Raw genomic sequence first — 20,833 nt, forward strand, 5'->3', positions numbered from 1 at the left:
ACATCTTACCGTTAATAGTGTACATTGAACGATACAAGCATCTTTAGACATCATACTTTATACTGACAGAATGAAACAGCACTCTCTTTTATTGATCTGTGTGGCCGGCTCCCTGAGCTGGACGGCTTGTCATGGCCCATCCAATACGCCGCCTCCTAACCCGGCAACGCCTGTACAAATAGCGCCTGTAGTCGATACCGACGCTGTTTATTACGATAAATATCCCGCCACGGTGCTGGCATTGAATACCGTAGAATTACGGGCCCAGGTTTCTGGCTTTATCACCGGAATTTTCTTCCAGGAAGGACAGGTAGTACAGAAAGGCAAGCCCCTGTATGAAATAGACCGTCGCAAATACGAAGCTGCTTACAACCAGGCCGTAGCTAATGTAGCCAGTGCGAAGGCTAACCTCGTGAGAGCGCAGAAAGACATTGATCGCTATAATAAACTGGCAGAGCAGGACGCTATCGCTAAGCAGGTAGTGGATAATGCTGTAGCGACCTTCGAAACCCAGAAAGCACAGTTAGAGGTGGCGGAAGCTGCCGTGCGCAGTGCAGCTACAGACCTGGATTACGCAACCATCCGCGCGCCTTTCACCGGTCGCATTGGTATTTCACAGGTTAAACTTGGCGCCCAGGTAAGCCCTGGCACTACGCTGCTCAATACTATTTCCACCGAAGATCCGATTACCGTACAGTTTGTGGTGAATCAAACGGAAATATCCCGCTTCGTAGCTTATGAAAACCGCAAGGGTGGTACTAACGATTCTACTTTTAAGATACAACTGCCCGATGGCACAATGTATAACCAAAACGGCCACCTGTATGCAATAGATCGTGGCGTGGATAACCAAACAGCTACCATCAACATTAAGGTGGAAGTGCCGAATCCGAAAGACCTGCTGAAAGATGGTATGAGTGTAAGCATGCACGTGCTTAACGACCTTTCCGGCCAGCGGCTGATCATTCCTTACAAGGCCATTACGGAACAAATGGGTGAATTCTTTGTGTTTGTTGCGAAAGATTCTATCGGACTGCAAAGAAAAGTACACATGGGTCCCAAGATCAGGGATCGCGTGGTGATTCTGGACGGTATTAATGCCGGCGATCAGGTGATCACGGAAGGCTTCCAGCGGTTGCGCGATAGTGGCAAGATTTCCGTGGTGTCGCCGCCAGATCAAAACAACACTTCCGCAGGAGCAGCACCCGCCGCTAGCGCTACACCAGCCGCAAAGCCCGCTGCTGGTGAAAAACCGGCCAACCACTAAGCAAAGCCGTCGGAAACGGACCGTTTATACGGTCCACCGCATGGAAATGATTGACGGATATTTGATTCAACAGCTCAAACAGCGAAGATTATGATTGCAGATACTTTTATACGCAGGCCGGTGACCGCCATTGTGATCTCGGTAGTACTGGTGCTGGTAGGCCTGCTGGCAATGATGAACCTGCCGATCGGGCAATACCCCGAAATTTCGCCTCCTACTGTGCAGGTTACTGGTACCTATACGGGTGCCGATGCGCAAACGGTGGAGCAAACCACCGCCACCCCGGTGGAAGTGCAGATAAATGGTACACCTGGTATGACCTACATGACTTCCAACTCTACAAGTGCAGGCGCTATGTCTCTCACGGTGAACTTTGAAGTAGGTACGGACATTAACATCGCCGCCCTGGATGTGCAGAACCGCGTTGGTATTGCCACCCCCACGTTGCCGCAGGAAGTACAGCGTTTAGGCCTTACGGTTAGAAAGCGTAACCCCAGTATTCTGATGCTGGTGGCCTTATATTCTCCGAAGGGGTCGCACAACATTACTTTCCTGGATAACTATGCAAATATCTACCTGAAAGATGCCTTGCTGCGTGCCAATGGAGTAGGGGATATCTTCACCCGTGCAGACGACTTCTCGATGCGTATCTGGCTCAACCCCTCCAAACTGGCGGAGATGGGCGTTACCTCAGATGATATACGCGCTGCTATTACAGAGCAGAACCAGCAGATTGCTTCCGGTTCCGTAGGCTCGCCGCCACAGCAGATGGGACAAACGTTCGAGTATTCTATCATTGTGAAAGGCCGTTTAGTAACTCCGGAAGAATTTGGTAACATTATCATCAAGACCCGCCCCAGTGATGGAGCAGTGGTATATATGAAAGATGTAGCCCGCGTGGAACTGGGTAAATTCAATTACGCCGGTAACTCCTTCGTGGATGGTAAACGCGCCTCTTACCTGCTGGTGTACCAGGCTCCTGGTAGTAACGCTATCTCTACAGCAGATGCCGTGGTCGCCACCATGGAACAATTGAAAAAGGTATTCCCCCAGGACGTAGATTATGTAGTTCCGTTCGAGGCTGTAACGGTGGTACGCGTTTCTATTCATGAAGTGGTAGAAACACTGGTCGTCGCCCTGATCCTTGTAATTGTGGTGGTGTTCCTCTTCCTGCAAAGCTGGCGCGCCACCCTCATTCCGGTACTGGCCATTCCGGTATCTATCATTGCTACCTTTATCTTTTTCTTCCCGCTAGGCTTTACCATCAATACCCTTACCCTGTTTGGTTTCGTACTGGCCATTGGTATTGTGGTGGATGATGCGATCGTAGTGGTGGAAGCGGTGCAGCATAATATGGACCATGAAGGCATGTCTCCCAAAGATGCCACCCATAGGGCCATGGAGGAAATATCCGGGCCGGTAGTCGCCATCGCCCTGATCTTGTGCGCGGTGTTTGTACCGGTGGGTTTTATCCCCGGCATAGTAGGTCGTTTGTATCAGCAGTTCGCGATCACCATTGCGATCTCTGTACTGATTTCCGCTTTTGTAGCACTATCGCTTACGCCGGCCTTGTGTACGCTGCTGCTGAAACCCATGAACCTGAGCGGGGAATCCCGTGGTCTTAATAAATTCTTCTTCAAGTTTAACATATGGTTTGGTCATCTTACCTCCCGGTACTCACTGGGCGTGAAGAAGGTACTGCGCCGTTCCAGTGTTGCACTGGTGATGCTGGTGCTAATTATTGTAGCCGCCATATTATTATTCCGCAATAAGGCTACCGGTTTCATTCCAACGGAAGATGATGGGCGTATTATCATTACTTACGATATGCCGGAATCTTCTGCTACAGAGCGTACGGTGCAAGAGCTGCGTGAAATAATGCGTACGCTGGACAGTGTGCCAGAGATCAGGCATTACGCTGCATTGGGCGGTTTGAATGCCATTAACTTTGCCACCAAGTCGAACTCCGCCACCATTTTCTGCCAGTTGAAACCCTGGGACGAACGTAAAGAGAAATCCCAGCAGATCTTTGCCCTGGTAGCGAGTTTACAGGCTAAACTGTCGCGTTTCAAAGAAGCTAACGTGGTGGTGATACCACCACCCGCCATCCCTGGTTTGGGTAACACGGGCGGTTATTCCTTTGAGCTGGAACAGAAAGGGGGTAGCGGTGATATCAAACAGTTTGAAACGGTGTTGCGTAATTTCATAACCGCTGCCAGCGCCCGTAAGGAACTGGCACGCCCTTTCACCTTCTTCACGGCCCGCACCCCTGGCTACTCCCTGGAGATAGACCGTGAAAAAGCCAAGAAGCTGGGTGTAAAGATATCTGATATCGCCTCTGCGCTGCAAACGTACATGGGCTCTGTGTACATCAATGACTTTACCATCTATGGCCGTAACTTCCGTGTGCTGGCGCAGGCCGACAGCAGTTTCCGTGGCAGCATCAGCGACCTGGGTAAATATTATGTGCGTAATAACGCGGGTAGCATGGTACCCCTCAGCACGCTTACATCCTATAAAGTAATAGAAAGCGCGCCGGTAATTTCCCACTATAACCTATTCCGGTCTGCGGAAATAAATGGTAATGCCGCCCCGGGTTATAGCTCTGGCGACGCCATTGCCGCCCTGCAAGATGTAGCAGCTAAGACGTTGCCTGATGGTTATGGTTATGAGTTCTCCGGTTTGAGCCGCGAGGAAATTCTTTCCGGATCTAAGACCATTTATATTTTCGCACTTTCCATCGTGTTCGTATTCTTGTTCCTGGCCGCCCTGTACGAAAGCTGGTCTGTACCCTTCTCGGTGTTGCTGGCCGTACCCCTGGGCGTGTTTGGGGCCATCCTGGCGCTTACCCTGGCTGGACCTACGATCACCAACAATGTATATGCACAGATCGGTTTGATCACCCTGATAGGGCTGGCCGCCAAGAACGCTATCCTGATCGTGGAGTTTGCCAAAGAGCGTGTAGACCGTGGTATGGATGTAGTGACAGCCACTGTGGAAGCAGCCAAGCTGCGCTTGCGCCCGATTATTATGACCTCCCTGGCGTTTTTGCTGGGTGTCCTGCCGCTGGCTTTTGCATCCGGTGCAGGTGCCTTCTCCCGCAGAACCATGGGTATCACAGTATTGGGCGGTATGCTGGCAGCCACCTTCCTGGCCATTTTTATGGTACCGGTGCTGTATATGTCTATTACCAAATGGGCTTATGGTAAAGAAAAGCTAGAAAAAATGAAGGAAAAGTACAACTCTGTACCCGACCACGACGTGCAGGGACACGTGTAATTTATAACACCTTTTCCCAAAACGATAATATGCTGAAAGGCGGAATGCCAGGTTGGTCTTGGTATTCCGCCTTTTTTTGCGGGAATAGGGTCATCTAGCATCCATTTTAGCGAAAGGTGCCAAATGTATTATCTGTGCAGCCGGTTTCGTTATTATTGCGCGGGAGCGGTACCATTCATTGAAGGAATATCCCGCTAATTTAAACTTGCGCATAAAAATATGCCCTGCAAAGTTTTGGGCCGCTGCATAGCTTAACATTGCCATTTATTTAACCTAGGGTCCATCGCCAACCGATGTCGCTGAAAAAGGACGGGTAGTGTACCCGGCAGGAATCTTGTTATCCCGCGTAAATGTTTGGCTAGGATTGCTTGACGCTGACTATTATGAATTGTACCAGGCTACTGCTGTTTGTGACCTTTTTACTGGCAGGGCTTGCCGCTTCTGCCCAAACCACGCATCGCGTAGTAAAAGGGATGGTACGCGACTCCACCGGCCTGTTGCTGCCTGGTGCCAGTGTACGCCTGGTTATTGCCCACGATACCCTCAGCACCATTACCCATGACGACGGTAGTTTTGACATTCCTCACGTTACCGGGTCCCGCTTCAGCATGCTGGTTTATATGATGAGTTATGCCGGATTTAAGCAGGATTATTCATTTCCGGAAAAGGATAGCGTAGTCCTTGTGGGGACTATCATTCTGCAACCCAACGTACATCAACTGAAAGCCGTTACGGTGAAAGGTGCTGCGATGGCTGTTTCTTTTCATGGCGATACGGTGGAATATAGCACCGCCGCCTATCCTGTACGCGCCGGAAGTAGTGTGGGGGAGGTGGTGAAACGCCTGCCTGGAGTGGATGTAGACCATAGTGGCAAGGTAACTGCACAGGGAAAAGAGATAACCCGCATCCGCGTGAATGGCAAAGATTTTTTTGGCACCGATGTTAACAAAGCGCTCAAAAATCTGCCTGCCGATATCATTGATAAATTACAGGTGATCGATGATTATGGCGACGCGGCCAATCTTTCTGGTGTAAAAACCGGAGTGCCGCAAAAGATCATCAACCTTACCCTGAAGCCAGACAAACAAAACGGCGCTTTTGGCAATGCCACCCTGGCAGGGGGTACCAGTGGGCGATACCTGGGTGCCATGAATGTAAACCGCTTCAAAGGCGAACGGCAGCTTTCTGTAGTTGGGGATTTTAATAATACCAACGCGGCTGCATTCAGCTTTGGCGATAATGGTGGCATTAGTGGCAGCGATGGCAGCACACTTTCGCATTCCGCCGGCATCAATTACCGCGATCAGTTCAGTAAGAAACTGATGGGCTACGGCAGCTACAGTTATTCCGACTCCAAGTCGCTGGTGACCGGCGTTACCGCACAGCAAACCATAGATGCCAGTTATGTGAATATTAACAATCAAAATAATAGCAGCGCTGCTACCAATAAAAGCCATAACCTGAATTACAACCTGGAATACAAGATAGATACCCTGAACTTCCTGAAAATATCTCCCAACCTTTCCTGGAACAATGGCGATGCCGGCAGCGTTAGCCAGTTTCATATAGAACAAAATAACCTGTACCCCATCAAGATATCCGATGGTACTACTAATAGCGTCAATACCACTAAAAGCCCTTCCGTAAATGGTACCATCCTGTACAACCACCGCTTTTTGAAAAAAGGCCGTAACCTTAATATTACGGCTACCTACAGCCGTACAGACAGTAAATCATTGCAGGATACCCGCACGCTCACCCACATTGGTTACGTAGATAGTGTTGACTTAGATACTTCCCTGCACCAGCAGGTAAACAGTAATAATGGCAATAACAACGTGATGGCCCGCCTTTCTTATACAGCGCCTATTGATACCTTTAGTTTACTGGAGTTTAATTACAGTTTTAACAGCGCCAGCAGCAACACCCTGCGGGAAACCTGGAATATTGATCCGGCAGCCGTGAAAACGCGGGTGGATTCACAAAGCAACCGTTACAACTACCTGTTCATTACCCAACGGCTGTCATTGAATTATAACCTGAAATTAAAAAAGCATAATATAACCGTGGGCCTCACAGGACAGCCCCTGGTGCTGAGCGGCACCTCTACGCACCCTGATTTTTCGACCCGCAAAACGGCTTTCAACTTTATACCTACGGCGCGATACACGTATAATTTCAATAACAGCGAAGCCTTTTCTATGAACTATAATGGTAGCAGTAGCCAGCCAGGTTTTATGCAGCTTATGCCCGTTACTGATCTTTCCAACCCGCAGTACCCTGTTGTGGGCAATCCTAACCTGAAACCCGAATTTACCCAATCTGTGGGCTTGCAATACCGCCGCTTCGATATGAAAAAAGGCAATACCTTTTTTATTAATATCAACGGCAGTACCACCGGCAACCGAATTGTGAATAACATTATAAACGACTCCGCCCACCTGTCGCAGATGAGTAATACCGTAATTCAGGAAACCCGCTATCTTAATACCAACGGAGCCTACATGGCCAACGGGTATTACTCCTACGCACAGCCTTTTTTTAACCGTAAGTTTACCACCACACTTACCGGCGGGGTAAGTTATAATAACAATATTTCCTATACCAACGACCTGCGCCAACTAGGCCGCAACTGGGTTTGGAGTCAGGGCGCCAGGCTGCGGGTAAACCTGCCAGACCTGATAGAAGCAGAACTTTCCGGCACATACGTAAACAACCGTACGCTATACAGCACACCTGGTGGGTATAATTCCACCACCCATTCTATCGTGTTGGAATTGTATGGTAAGAATTATATCGGCAAACATTTTATTGTGGGATATAATGGTAGTAAAAGTATTAACAGCGGCTATAGCAGCGGGGTAGGTGTTAATCCGTTGGTGGTAAATCTTTACCTGGAATGCCAGCTATTGAATGGTAATAAAGCCGCCATCCGTTTGCAGGGATTTGATCTTTTTAATGAAAATACAGGCGTATATCATACCGTAATTGGTCCGGTGATTACCGATACACGTAACAATCGCTTGTCACGTTATTTCCTGTTATCATTTTCTTACCGTTTGCAACAGTTCGGATTCTAAACGATGTGTTGAAAAATGGAGGAGAAAGCGGGTGTATTTATTATATTCGTAGTTCTTAAGTTTAACATTATGGTATGATAGGATACACTCGCCAAAAGCATGTACTGATAGCGGTAGATTGCATCATTTTTGGTTTCGATGGCAGCAGTATGCGGCAGTTAGTGGTGAAGCGCAGTTTTGAACCTGCCAAGGGTAAATGGACGCTGGCCGGCGGTTTTGTGCAGCCAGGCGAAGACCTGCCCGTGGCCGCTGCCCGCATCCTTACATTGCTGACCGGCCTGGAAGGGGTGTATCTGGAGCAACTGGCCGCTTTTGACCACCCTGACCGCGACCCCAAGGAACGAACGGTATCTGTTGCTTATTTTGCCCTCATCGATATTAATCAATACAAGCAGCAGCTCAGCAACGAATACCAGGCCGCCTGGTTCGACTTGCGAGAAGCGCCCCCGCTTATTTTTGACCACGATAGCATGGTAGCGCTGGCCAAAGAACGCTTGCGTTATAAAGCCGCCATTCATCCCATATTGTTCGAATTGCTGCCTGCCCGTTTTACTATTCCACAATTACAACAGCTCTATGAATCGGTATATGAAGCTACCTTCGACAAACGTAATTTCAGCCGCAAAATTCTGTCTACTGGCTTGCTGGTAAAACAAAAGGAGAAAGAGAAAGAAAGCTCTAAAAAGGGAGCTTATTATTACAAATTAGACAAGCGCCGTTACCAGGAAAAATTTCATTCCTTTCTGAATTTTGTAACTGATCCGGAGAAATTAAAATAACACGCTTTCTTCAGCGCGCAAATATTATTCATACCTGACAAATTCCCCTTTCAGTACTGTTACCGCATTCCCTGTCATCAATACCCGGTCGCCAACGAGTTGTACCCGCATTTCTCCACCTCTGGCAGAAGCCTGGTATGCCCGGAAGTCTTTTTTGCCCAGCAAAGGTGCCCAGTAAGCCGCCAGGCAGCAGTGGGCCGATCCGGTTACCGGATCTTCATCGATGCCGATATGGCTGGCAAAAAAACGGGAGATAAAATCATATGGGGTGCCGGTCTTGCCCCTTGCAGTAATTACTACGCCTCCAGTGGCTTTAATCACGGTGAAATCTGGTTGTAATGTTTCCACTGCTTCGGCATTTTCCAGTTCCAGCACATACCGGTCTCCATGGGAGCTTGCATGGACAATCCGGGCCGGTATGGCTTGTTGTATGGCCGAAGGTAACTCCACCGCTTTGCCGGGAGACACCGGGAAGTCTAAGGTAATAGCGCCATCCGCATCGCGGGAAGCCAGCAGCGTTCCGCTCAGGGTATGGAAGTGTATTGCATCCGGCAGGGCGGCCCTGCCAGTTTCCCAAAGCACATGCGCACTAGCCAGGGTGGCATGCCCGCATAGCGGTACTTCCGCGGTGGGCGTAAACCAGCGCAAATGGTAGCCATGCGCCTGTGGTACAAGAAATGCAGTTTCCGCGAGGTTATTCTCCGCTGCAATGGCCTGTAATGTAATATCCGGCAGCGGGGTTGTCAACAGGCATACTGCGGCAGGATTGCCCCTGAGCGGCGTGCTGGTGAAAGCATCTACCTGGTAAATAGGAAAAGGTTGCATAGTCGTTTCATTTTTACAAAAATGATTAAAGTCTTTGAAATAAAACAGATGCAGTTTTAGCGTTTTATGACCAGATCAGATGAAGTGAAGGCATAAAAAAAGCGGCCATTTTGTGGCAGCTTTTTTTATGAAAATTTTTTGGGGTGTTCCTTTTTTAGCCATGTCGGTTAGTGGTTATTCGGCTGCCTGCAATGCTTTGATGGGTTGTATATTGCACCATTTTTGCGGTGCACATCTATTAATCTCTTGCTATTCGTATAGCCATACCCGTAATAGCGATATTAGTTGGTCTACATCCACTGGTTTGGAAATGTAGTCTGATGCACCGGCTTCAATACATTTTTCCCGGTCGCCATTCATGGTTTTGGCAGTAACTGCCAGCACGGGAAGCCCTTTAAAGCGTTGTTGCTGGCGGATATTCCGGATGGCAGTGTAGCCATCCATTTCTGGCATCATCATGTCCATGAGAACAATGTCTACCTGCGGATATTTTTCCAGCTGGGCTAATGCTTCCTTCCCATCCAGCGCAGAGATGATCTTCATCTTGTGTTGTTCCAGCGCCTTGGTAAGGGAGAAGATATTGCGTACATCGTCGTCGGCTATGAGAACGGTTTTGCCTTCCAGCGCTTCCTTTATAGTAGCGTGGCGGCTGGTAGTGCTTTTGTACAGGTCGTTTTTTTCCTGGATAAGATGGAGAAACAGCGCTACTTCATCCAGGATGCGCTGGTAGGAGTGGGCTGTTTTTACCACGATGCTATCCGCGTATTGCTTGATCTGGTTTTCTTCCGATTTGGAAAGGTTGCGGCCCGTGAAAATGATAATAGGCAGGTTTTCCAGGCCAGGGTTTTGTTTAATAGGCTCCAGGGCGTCATACGCCTGCTTGTCGGTGAGTGTCATGTCCAGGATCACACAGTTTACATCCGGATCTTGCAGCCGGATAATGCTTTCCTTAATGTCATGTGTAATCTCCGTTTGTACATCAAAAGAGGCAAGAAAATAAGAAAGGGCTTTTGCATGTTTAATATTTTCTTCCACGATCAGCACCTTCTTTGGATTATGACTTAGCACGTCTTCCAGTTTCTGGAAAATTTCCTGCATACGTTCTATGTTGAAAGGCTTGGTAGAAAAATCTACAGCACCTTTCTGCAGGCTTTCCCGTTTCACCTCCATGGAACTCATAATGTGTACCGGTATGTGGCGGGTTTGCGGGTTTTCCTTTAATTCCGCCATCACTTCCCATCCGTCTTTTATGGGCAATACAATATCGAGCAGAATAGCGGCGGGTTTGTATTGCAAAGCCATTTCCATGGCCAGGTCGCCACGCACTGATACCAGGCCCTTGAAGCCCCGTTGGTGAGTAAAGTCCAGCAAGGCATGTGCGAATGGCGTATCGTCTTCCACGATCAGCACAATAGTGTCATTTGCTTGGAGGTTGTCGCGATCGTCTGGTATATCCTGCGGTATAACCTTGGCCGTAAGTCGGGGCGTGGGAACGTCATGGGTAGGATATGCTATGGACGCAGGCACCGGCACCATGGGTGTGCTGGCCGGAGAAGCCGATGGGGTAAAGGCGTTGGCTTCCCAGGGTTTGTTCAAAGGAATGATCAGGCTGAATTCACTGCCTTCATTTATCACACTATGCAGGTGTATTTCTCCATTCAGTAACTTGGCCAGTTCCCGGCTAATAGACAGTCCCAGGCCCGTGCCGCCATATTTTCGGCGGGTGCTGCCGTCTGCCTGTTGGAAAGCTTCAAAGATCACGGATTGTTTATCTATAGGTACGCCAATGCCTGTGTCGCGTACAGACATTTTTACGCTATTTGCGTCGCCTGCGAGAGAGGCAAATTGCAGGGTCACGCTGCCTGCGGCGGTAAATTTGAGGGCGTTAGATATCAGGTTTTTCAGGATCTGTTCCAACCGCATTTTATCCGTCTCTATGAGAGAAGGTAATAAGGGGTCTATATCAACATTAAATTCCAATCCTTTTTCGCGGGCAATGGGGGTAAAGAGCGACTGCATATCTGCCGCGATAACCTTCACCGGCACTTCGTTGTATTCCAATTCCATTTTGCCGGACTCAATGCGGGAAAGGTCTAGTATCTCGTCGATCAGGTTTAGCAGGCCTTTGCCAGAACTCAGGATGACCTCTGCAGATTCTACCTGGTCGGAGGAAAGGTTGCCTTCATTGTTTTCAGCAATGAGCCGGCTTAACAGCAATATGGAGTTCAGTGGTGTACGCAGTTCGTGCGACATATTTGCAAGAAACTCCGATTTATAGCGGGTGCTTAATTCCAGTTCTTCTGCCTTCCGTTGTATTTCCAGGTTACGCTCCAGGATCACCTGGTTGCGGTCTTGCAGCAGTTTAGAACGTTCTTCCAGTTCCCGGTTAGCTTGTTGCAGTTCTTCCTGTTGTACCTTCAATTCTTCTTCAGACGTTTGCAATTTCTGGGTCTGCATTTCCAGTTCTGCATTGATGTTTTCCAATTCGGAGTGTTGGGATTGCAGCTCCTCAGACTGCGCCTGGGTTTCTTCCAGCAATTCCTGCATGCGGTTACGGTTTTCAGCGGCTACGATTACCAAACCAATATTATGCGACACGTTTTGCAGGAAGATAAGGTCGTTGTCGGAGAAAGGGGTGAGGGAAGCAATTTCCAGCACACCTTTCACCTGGCGTTCGTAAAAAATGGGATATACGATCAGGTGGCGGGGTGTAAGGTCTCCACCAGCAATGCTCACGTGAATATCAGCCGGTTCAATATTATCGAGACGGATTACTTCTCCATTCAGGGCGCATTGGCCAGCAAGGCCTTCGCCCAGGCGTAGCGGGCGATCACGCACTGTTTTATCTAGCGCATAACCAGCGGAGAGGTGAAGTAATTCATCATTATTAACCAGGTACAGCCCACCGGCAATGCCGTGTATATATACTGTTACAAACTCTACGATCTGGGAGGCTAAGAATTGCACATCTTTTTCGCCCACCATTTTATTATTAAGATTAGCCACCCCGGTTTGCAACCATTCTTTATTAGCCAGTTGGGTAAAAGAGGTTTCCAGGGAGTTGGCCATGGCATTCAACGCTACACTCACATTACCCAGCGCATCCGATTCCATGTCGCTTACCCGGACGGCGTAGTTTCCGCCTGCAATACTTGAAGCAATTTCCCGGATAATGCCAATTCGGCGGGCAATATCCATATCTTTCTTTTGCAGGGCACCCTGCATTTTTTCTTTCTCGTCGAAGTCGCGTTTTACCCGGCTATAAAAGAAAATGGTGATGAGTAAAGAAAGGATGGCAGCCAGGATGATAAAAGCGGGGGTGTAGAGGGCAAATTTCCGCATTTGTTCCGTGCGCTGCACCATAAGGCGTTGTTCGCGGCTCTCCATGGTGCTTACAATTCCCCGCACGCTGTCCATGAACATTTTGCTTTTTCGCAGACTGTCGATGCTCAGCGGCCTGCCTGCCCGGTGTTCTTGCATCATCGCCAGCTGAAGGGCTGAGAGCTGGTTTATGACCAGTAATAATTGGTTGGCACTCACCGTTTGCGGTGGGTTGTCGCTGGTAAGGTCGCTTACTTTCCGGATATTGGCGCGGGCGCTATCAAAAGCACCATAAAAAGGTTCCAGGTATTGGTCGTCGCCGGTGAGCAGAAAACCTCGCTGTCCAGTTTCGGCTCCTTCCACATAATTCTTAACATGGTCCAGGCCTATCGTCACCTGGTTGGTGTGATCCACCCAGAAAGCACTGCGCAGCAGGTGCTGGATACTGGTGTAGGAAGCTATAGAACTCATTAGCAATAGCAATAAAGACAAACCAAAGCCGATAAGTAAGTTGCGCTTAAAAGTGCTGTTCATTTGAACCGTATAATTTTTTAAAATTCGATGCTTAAGTATAGGGGGCCTACTATTGGCCGGATTTTTTAAAGTAAGTACAACATGAAAACTTGCGCTTAAAGGTAAAATCCACTTCCTCAAATTCCAAATGGATATGGCAGCTCATTAGCACTCATGTTTTAAAGCATGCATCGATCTTGCGGGATGGCACAAGCTGGCAGCAGGCTATTTACGCATATCAAGCGGAGACAGCCGCAAAAATAATGCCTCTTCCTATATAAAAAAAGCCGCCAGTCTCCCCGGAGAATATACGGGATGACTAGCGGCCTTGACCGTTCTTTACAGTAGCAGGGTGCTTATGGTTTTTGCATCATGCTGTCATTACTCATTTTCTTGTGCATGTGGTTTTTGGTTTTATGTACGGTTGAATCCGAACTTTCCCACATCTTTTTAGCTTTGTGTTTCATCTTGGTACTGTCTTGGGCGGCTACGCTAAAGGTGCTACCTATGGCCAGCAACAAGGCCAGGGAGAGGAATTTGGTGTGCTTCATAATGCTTGTTTTTACAGGTTTAAAGTTTATATGATAGAAAATTACAAACTCTATGGACGTAAGAAAATTGATTTTACTGACTTTTTATTTGGAGCAACCTAGCGGTAAGCTGGCATTGGGTGATGTTACTATGTTTTTATATACAAACTGCATAAACCCTGCGCAGGTGTAGGATTTGATGCATTTTTTTTCTTATCAGGCTTATCATGCTAAGTTTACATTTCTTACATATTTTTTTAATATAACATTATCATAATCAATATATTGTAGAGTGGGGATTGTGGTGGGGATGAGGCTCCCCGGAAAGTACTATTTGCTGACCTTTATACCGATTGTTGGACAGGAATCCTGCCGGAGTACTCCTATATATATGGCGAGGAAAATCCTTTAGCTGCTGCATGGGCGCAAATACCGGCATGGCATAGTTCTTGGCTCTTTTTTTTACGTAAACGCGTTTTCTCTTATTTATTATCGCAGCGAATGTTCACATTTACCTTCGTAACCCAAAAAACTAAAAAGTCATGAATAACAGTAATGTAGGTACACATCAGCATGTAAGTAAAACATCACATCGTGGATTTGCGGCGATGGATCCTGAAAAACAAAAAGCAATAGCAAGCAAGGGCGGCCAGGCTGCACATGCCAAAGGAACTGCTCATCAATTCGATTCGGAAGAAGCACGCGCCGCTGGTCGCAAGGGCGGTATGGCCGTTAGCCGCGACTCCCGTCATATGGCGGAAATAGGTCGTAAAGGCGGAGAAGCAGCACACCAGAACAGGAAAAAAAGACAATCTACCGACCAGCAATAACTTTTTATAAGTCACTACCTGAATTATTTTGCAATTATTGTGTAAGTAAATGGGTAGTGACTTACTTTTTGCCCGGGTATATTATTGGTGCTTTTTAACACTATGTTTTCTTGCCGGCAATTCTAAAAATATTGGGTAGTTTTTGTTGCAGTAACCAGCACTAATTAAAATTTTGTGCTGTGGCAGTTTGAACCTATAGCAAAACATTTCCATGCACATTATACCAAGCTGTTGGGTAATGCTGGGAAGAATTCTCCACAAATTTCTACAATGGAGCTCGCTTGGAATTAAACAGGAGCGCAGCTATGGCCTGATGTGGCAGGTAAATATTATCTAACCCTTTCTTGCCTGGCTAACTGTAAATAAATACGTTAATGCATTTTCCCAGTTTATTTATTGCATAAAAATACCGGAAGGATATTCCCCCCGGTCCTTTTTAGCTTAAATGGTGCTGTTAAAGTTTAGCGCGATCGTATTGAATAGGCCATTTTATATCATCACCCAGCGCCTTTGCCGCATATAGCGGGAAGTAGGGATTGCGCAGCAGTTCCCGCGCCATGATGATAAGGTCTGCTTTACCTTCCTGCAAAATGGACTCAGCCTGTTCGGCAGTAGTGATCATGCCTACTGCACCAGTGAGAATGCCCACTTTGCGCACCAGGTCTGCAAATGGTACCTGGTATCCAGGGCCAATGGGAATTTTTGCTGTAGGGAGGTTGCCACCGGAAGAACAGTCTATTACATGTACTCCTTTATTTTTGAGGATAGCAGCAAGATTCACGGAGTCTTCCGCCGTCCAGCCGCCTTCTGCCCAATCGGTAGCAGAAATGCGTACAAAAAGCGGATGGTCTGCCGGCCATGATTGCTGAACAGCATCCACTACTTCCAGCAGCAACCGGATACGGTTTTCAAAACTGCCACCGTAATCATCGTGACGTTCATTGCTGAAAGGGGATAAAAATTCATGTAGCAGGTATCCATGAGCTGCATGTATTTCCACCACCTGAAATCCTGCTTTCAGCGCGCGTGCTGCCGACTGCCGGAAGGCATCCGTAATGCGGGCTATGCCGGCCAGGTCCAGGGCCATGGGTACGGGATAATTGTCTTTAAATGGTACCGCGCTCGGTGCGTCCGGCACCCAGCCGCCTTCGAGTTCCGGTACCTTGCTATTGCCTTCCCAGGGTCGCATGGTACTGGCTTTGCGGCCAGCATGTGCCAGTTGTATACCAGCCACCGCGCCTTGATCTTTTATAAAATTAGTAATACGTTGTAGGTATTCAATATGGTCATCTTTCCAGATACCCAGGTCGTGCGACGTAATGCGCCCTTCGGGCAATACGGCGGCTGCTTCTGTGAGTATTAGGCCGGCCCCACCTACTGCGCGGCTACCCAGGTGCACCAAATGCCAGTCGTTGGCAAATCCATCATAGCTGGAGTACTCACACATAGGTGATACTACCACCCGGTTTTTCAATGTAACGGAACCTATCGTTAAGGGAGAAAATAATTTTGACATCCGGTTTTATTTTTTTTATAAAGTAATGCGGTACAAGGTACGAAGTCTTCACAAAACGATCAGCGTATCATGTTCATTGTAAAGTACATTACCTACTTTTGTTTTCATGAAAAAAGCCTTGCTACTTTTATGGATCATCTTTTACCTGGGTACGGCCAGCGGGGCTACCGTACACCTGCATTACTGCATGGGTAAAATCATTGGTTGGGGTCTCCGGGAAGCCAGGCCCAGTGCTACCTGCCCATCCTGTGGTATGCATAAAAAACCTGGTAATAACTGCTGCGGCGATGTTCCCCAATGCACCAGTACGGAAAAACAGGACCTTGTGGTATCCGCTACCAGCCTGCCGTTTCTGCCGGATCAGTTTTCTGTTATCTTACCATTTATACTTTACCATTTTAGCCCCATCGCGCTGGCCTTTCACGGCTACAGTGTAAAAAACATTTTTGTAAGGCCGCCTGGGCCGGAAATGCCGGTATTTCTCAAAAATTGTGTGTTCAGGATCTGATGACTTTCCCGCTCACTAAATATCGCCAGGTATAGTAACACCAGGTGGAAAAATAGTTTTCTATCAACACACAATTGAAATATATGACGCGCAAGCCAGCACTGTTGTTCTCTATATTATATTTTTACGCCCTCACAGTCAGTGCCCAGCATGAAACGCATGCCATGCACACTATGCAAACAGATAGCACCCCAATGGCCAATGATAGTATGCCTGGTATGGATATGAATATGGACATGCCCATGGGACACTCCTTTTCCTTGAACCTGCCTATGAACCGCAATGGTTCCGGTACCGGTTGGCTACCCGATGCATCACCCATGTATGGTTATATGTTCATGTCAAAAAAATGGATGTATATGCTGCATGGCAATATCTTCCTGCGTTATGAACACCAGGACATTGGTAGCAAAGGCTCCCGGGGCGGGGAGAAGTGGGATGCGCCCAACTGGCTGATGTTTATGGGCCAGCGCAAAATAGGGCAGAAAGGACTCTTTCATTTTAGCACCATGTTGTCGCTGGATGCTGCCATTGGCGGCAATCACGGCTACCCGCTACTGTTTCAAACGGGCGAAAGTTATAGGGGGCAACCATTGGTAGACTATCAGCACCCTCACGACTTGTTCTCTGAATTGTCTGTAGCCTATACGTATGCCTTTAATGAAAGATCAGACCTCACCTTTTACTTTGGCTATCCCGGGGAGCCGGCGCTGGGTTCTGTAGCTTTTATGCACAGGGCATCTGCACAGTATATGCCGGATGCGCCACTCACCCATCATTGGAACGATGGTACCCATATAACGTTTGGGGTAGCTACCGTGGGGTACCGTTATGATAAATGGAAGCTGGAAGTATCCTCCTTCACAGGCCGGGAGCCGAACGAGCACCGCTACGATTTTGATAAAATGCGCTTCGACTCCTACAGTGGCCGCCTGTCGTTTGCCCCTTCGGAAAATTGGAGCTTTCAGGTGTCGCATGGTTATATTAAAGGCCCTGAAGACCTGCATCCGGATGAGAATGTACACCGCACAACGGTATCCGGCATTTATAGCCTGCCATTAAAGAACTACCACGCGCTGGATGTAACGGCGCTATATGGACTTAACAAGGTAAAAGGCAATGACGGAGAAAGTGGCGTCCTGCTGGAAGCCGCCTTGCGACTGAAGAAATGGGCGCTGTATACCCGGTACGAATTTGTACAGAAAGATGCCGAAGAACTAAACCTGGATAACGCCGGTTTCGGCCACGATGCCATATTTCCGGTGAATGCATTGACGCTGGGTTTAAACCGCGACTTGTTTCACATCGGGCAAACGCGCTTTGCTGCCGGCGCCCAGGCTACTGGTTACGCGGCAGACCACCGGCTGGACAACTTGTATGGTAAAAATCCCTGGTCGGGTGAAGTGTTCCTGCGGATATATCCGGGAAAAATGTAAGCATTCGCTTTTTATCATTAACACAACTACCTGTCCCATCTTCCCGGTGGCTCCGCCAACCATGAAGGGTGAGTTTGGGACAGGGTGTTTATCGTTATGCACCCAATAGCATGCGCTGGAAGCTTTTACGCTTAAAATCGCCCGGAGGAAGGCCATTGCGGCGTTTAAAGGCTGCAATGAAATTGCTCATATTTTTATACCCTGCGCCCGCGGCAATACTCTTAATGGGCAGGTCTGTTTCGCGCAACAGGCGTTTAGCTTCTTCCATACGTGCAGTAGATACAAATTCAAAAATAGTGGTGCCGAATAGTTGTTTAAAGCCCCTCTTCAGCTTGAAGTCATTCATGCCAATGCGGCGCGCCAACTCTAGTGTACTGATATGTTCGTCTATGTTTTTCAGTAGCAGGTTTCTGGCATTGGCCAGTATTTCCTGGTCCTTTTTTTTTAGCATCATGATCTGCCGGGGTGTTACCTTATCCGGCGTTTCATACAGCGCTGTCATCAGCAGTTCTACTACCTTGGCCTCCATGAAATAATCGCGGGCGGCACCGTCTAAGGCGCAGTGCCGGAGGCTGCCAATGGTGCGCTGCATATCTAGCCCTATGGCGCGGTGCTGGGCATATAAAGGTAGCCAGCCTACGGTACCGGCATCCTGAAAATGCTGTAGGCGTGGAAAATTAGCGGCGTATTGAGGCAGGTATTGTTTGTCAAATGCAATGGTTAGCAAAATGTGCTTGCCCCTAGATAGTAGCACATGCCCGTTGCTACGGTCCATGCGAAAAATGTTGTAATGTGCATGCTGTAAATGTAAGGTGGCTCCATCGCTTCCATGCAGGTCTAGCTTGCCTTTCAACGCAAAGAACATGACGGCTGACTGTTTGGAGGTGTTAAATGCAAGTTCGTGTGGTGCAGTGGCCAGTAAGTGCGTAAGGGTAATCTGACTGTGGGGCAGCCGGGCTGTTTGTATAAGAATAGTAAGGCCGTCCAGTTGCGCTGCATTCAACGTGGTATGCGCAATACGGTATCTTTCACAATGGGGTGGCAATACATCTTCATAATGGATTCCCTTTCCTCCGTAGGTTAACGGCAATAGCATAAGCTTCTGATTTAATGGTGATGGGGTGATACCAAATTACAATATCCAACTGTGACCAGATTTCCGTAAAGTGGCCACTGGCCTGAGCTGCCTAAAAAAGATAAACCGGAAAATGTTTTACCAGCATGGGCGTCTTTATTTTTCAGCGGCAGGGTAGGGTAGCGGTACTGCCCATGTTTTACAGGAAACTACCAGTAGCCGCCAAGGCTTATCCCGGGATTTGTGCTATTTTCACTACCGGACAGGCAGGGGCCTCACCTTACGTTCCAATATTATCAGTACCTTGCAGCTACCTTGGTATAGTTGGGATTGCACCTGATTTGCAGGCGTATATGGTTGTTATGTCCAACAAAATGCTCACCATGGAGGCTGCCCGGTCTGGTTGTATACGTAAAAAACTGCCAGTAGGGCTGGAAAGTAACGGATACGAATATAGCCTTCCGTTAAAGCAAAACTTTAATAGCGTTATAAATAACATTGTTCAAAATAATTAATCACCAAAAAAATATCCCAAACCAGCAAATTATATGGACCAGGTTCTTAAAGGAAAGGTGGAAAACGCCAAAATAGCAATTATCGGTTTAGGTTATGTGGGTTTGCCACTGGCCATTGAATTCGGGAAACAGTACGATACACTTGGTTTTGATATAAATAAGGAACGCATTGAAGAGCTGAGCGAAGGTAAAGACCGCACGCAGGAGGCCGACCTGGAAGCCCTGCATGGCGTGATTGCCCTGCGCAAAGATAAAAAGGCGCATGCCGGCCTGCATTTCTCTTTTAACAAGGAAGACCTCCGTCAGTATAACACCTTTATCGTAACGGTGCCTACTCCCATCGACCAGTTTAAGGCCCCCGACCTTCGCCCGCTGATAAAGGCGTCTGAGATGCTGGGCAGCATCCTGAAAGCAGGAGATATTGTGATCTATGAATCTACCGTATATCCCGGCTGCACAGAAGAAGATTGTGTTCCGGTGCTGGAGGCTGTTTCCAAACTAACATTCAACAAAGATTTCTTTGCCGGGTATTCGCCAGAACGTATTAACCCCGGTGATAAGGTGAATACGCTCACGAAGATCAAAAAAGTAACCAGCGGTTCCAACCCTGAAATTGCGCAGCGTGTAGACGATCTGTATGGCTCTATTATTGAAGCAGGTACCCACCGGGCTTCCAGTATCAAGGTGGCCGAGGCTTCCAAAGCCATTGAGAATGCACAGCGTGATGTAAATATTTCTTTTGTGAATGAACTGGCCCTGATCTTCGACCGCATAGGCATTGACACCAACGATGTGATTGAGGCGGCGGGTACGAAGTGGAACTTTTTAAAATACAAGCCAGGATTGGTAGGCGGTCATTGCATAGGCGTAGATCCTTATTACCTCGCGCACAAAGCGCAGGCACTCGGTTACCATCCGCAGGTAATCCTTTCCGGTCGCCGGGTAAATGATATGATGGGCCAGTTTGTAGCCAATAAAGTGGTGAAGCTGATGATTGAAAAAGACCACAAAATTAAAGGCGCCAAGGCCCTGATCCTAGGTGTTACTTTTAAGGAAAATTGCCCCGACGTGCGGAATACCCGCGTGGTGGATATTTACCACGAGCTTACGCATTTTGGGCTAAGCGTAGATATCTACGATCCCTGGGCCGATGTAGAAGAAGTAAAGGCGGAGTATGGCGTGGATATACACAAAACACTGGATAATACCGTAGTATACGATGCCATTATCATTGCAGTATCCCACCGCGAGTTTGCCACATTTGATTATCAGAAATTTAAGCGCAACAATGCCGTTATTTTCGACACTAAGGCATTGATTGATCGTAGCCTGGTAGATGCCCGGCTCTAATACGGGAGT

At 48.0% G+C, this 20,833-nt stretch carries 13 protein-coding genes; 8 read left to right on the top strand and 5 right to left on the bottom strand.

The features are described from left to right. Positions 1-70 precede the first annotated feature (70 nt). The 4 genes from GA0116948_RS08220 to GA0116948_RS08235 all read left to right on the top strand — a co-directional run bounded on the left by GA0116948_RS08220 (position 71) and on the right by GA0116948_RS08235 (position 8,405). Positions 71-1,267, top strand: coding sequence for an efflux RND transporter periplasmic adaptor subunit (locus GA0116948_RS08220; protein WP_089710948.1), 1,197 nt, complete (start codon positions 71-73; stop codon positions 1,265-1,267). Positions 1,268-1,357: 90 nt separating this feature from the next. Then, positions 1,358-4,546, top strand: coding sequence for an efflux RND transporter permease subunit (locus GA0116948_RS08225; protein ID WP_089710950.1), 3,189 nt, complete (start codon positions 1,358-1,360; stop codon positions 4,544-4,546). Between the two features lie 383 nt (positions 4,547-4,929). Beyond that, positions 4,930-7,626: a TonB-dependent receptor gene (locus GA0116948_RS08230; RefSeq protein WP_089710952.1), complete on the top strand. Its 2,697-nt coding sequence runs from the start codon at positions 4,930-4,932 to the stop codon at positions 7,624-7,626. A 74-nt stretch (positions 7,627-7,700) separates the two neighbouring features. Next, entirely contained in the window at positions 7,701-8,405 is a 705-nt protein-coding gene (locus GA0116948_RS08235) for an NUDIX hydrolase (protein ID WP_089710954.1), read from the top strand. Between the two features lie 24 nt (positions 8,406-8,429). Here the strand turns inward: GA0116948_RS08235 and GA0116948_RS08240 are convergent, their stop codons facing one another. The 3 genes from GA0116948_RS08240 to GA0116948_RS08250 all read right to left on the bottom strand — a co-directional run bounded on the left by GA0116948_RS08240 (position 8,430) and on the right by GA0116948_RS08250 (position 13,615). Continuing rightward, entirely contained in the window at positions 8,430-9,230 is an 801-nt protein-coding gene (locus tag GA0116948_RS08240) for a PhzF family phenazine biosynthesis protein (RefSeq protein WP_089710956.1), read from the bottom strand. Between the two features lie 249 nt (positions 9,231-9,479). Then, positions 9,480-13,085, bottom strand: a complete 3,606-nt coding sequence (locus GA0116948_RS08245; protein ID WP_089710958.1) for a response regulator — start codon at positions 13,083-13,085, stop codon at positions 9,480-9,482. A gap of 335 nt (positions 13,086-13,420) precedes the next feature. Further along, entirely contained in the window at positions 13,421-13,615 is a 195-nt protein-coding gene (locus GA0116948_RS08250; protein WP_089710961.1) for a hypothetical protein, read from the bottom strand. Positions 13,616-14,136: 521 nt separating this feature from the next. Here GA0116948_RS08250 and GA0116948_RS08255 point away from each other — a divergent pair. Next, positions 14,137-14,424, top strand: a complete 288-nt coding sequence (locus tag GA0116948_RS08255; protein ID WP_089710962.1) for a KGG domain-containing protein — start codon at positions 14,137-14,139, stop codon at positions 14,422-14,424. A gap of 454 nt (positions 14,425-14,878) precedes the next feature. Here GA0116948_RS08255 and namA read toward each other — a convergent pair whose 3' ends face one another. Then, positions 14,879-15,940: an NADPH dehydrogenase NamA gene (gene namA, locus GA0116948_RS08260; RefSeq protein WP_089710964.1), complete on the bottom strand. Its 1,062-nt coding sequence runs from the start codon at positions 15,938-15,940 to the stop codon at positions 14,879-14,881. Positions 15,941-16,046: 106 nt separating this feature from the next. Here namA and GA0116948_RS08265 point away from each other — a divergent pair, with 106 nt between their 5' ends. After that, positions 16,047-16,448: a hypothetical protein gene (locus GA0116948_RS08265; RefSeq protein WP_089710967.1), complete on the top strand. Its 402-nt coding sequence runs from the start codon at positions 16,047-16,049 to the stop codon at positions 16,446-16,448. Positions 16,449-16,531: 83 nt separating this feature from the next. Next, a complete protein-coding gene (locus GA0116948_RS08270) occupies positions 16,532-17,884 on the top strand; it encodes a TonB-dependent receptor (protein ID WP_089710969.1) in 1,353 nt (450 codons plus the stop codon). A 94-nt stretch (positions 17,885-17,978) separates the two neighbouring features. Here the strand turns inward: GA0116948_RS08270 and GA0116948_RS08275 are convergent, their stop codons facing one another. Beyond that, entirely contained in the window at positions 17,979-18,980 is a 1,002-nt protein-coding gene (locus tag GA0116948_RS08275) for a helix-turn-helix domain-containing protein (protein ID WP_089710971.1), read from the bottom strand. Positions 18,981-19,507: 527 nt separating this feature from the next. Between GA0116948_RS08275 and GA0116948_RS08285 the strand changes: the two genes are divergently transcribed. Then, entirely contained in the window at positions 19,508-20,824 is a 1,317-nt protein-coding gene (locus tag GA0116948_RS08285) for a nucleotide sugar dehydrogenase (protein ID WP_089710974.1), read from the top strand. Positions 20,825-20,833 lie beyond the last annotated feature (9 nt).

Source organism: Chitinophaga costaii, from assembly GCF_900094705.1.
Lineage (GTDB): Bacteria > Bacteroidota > Bacteroidia > Chitinophagales > Chitinophagaceae > Chitinophaga > Chitinophaga costaii.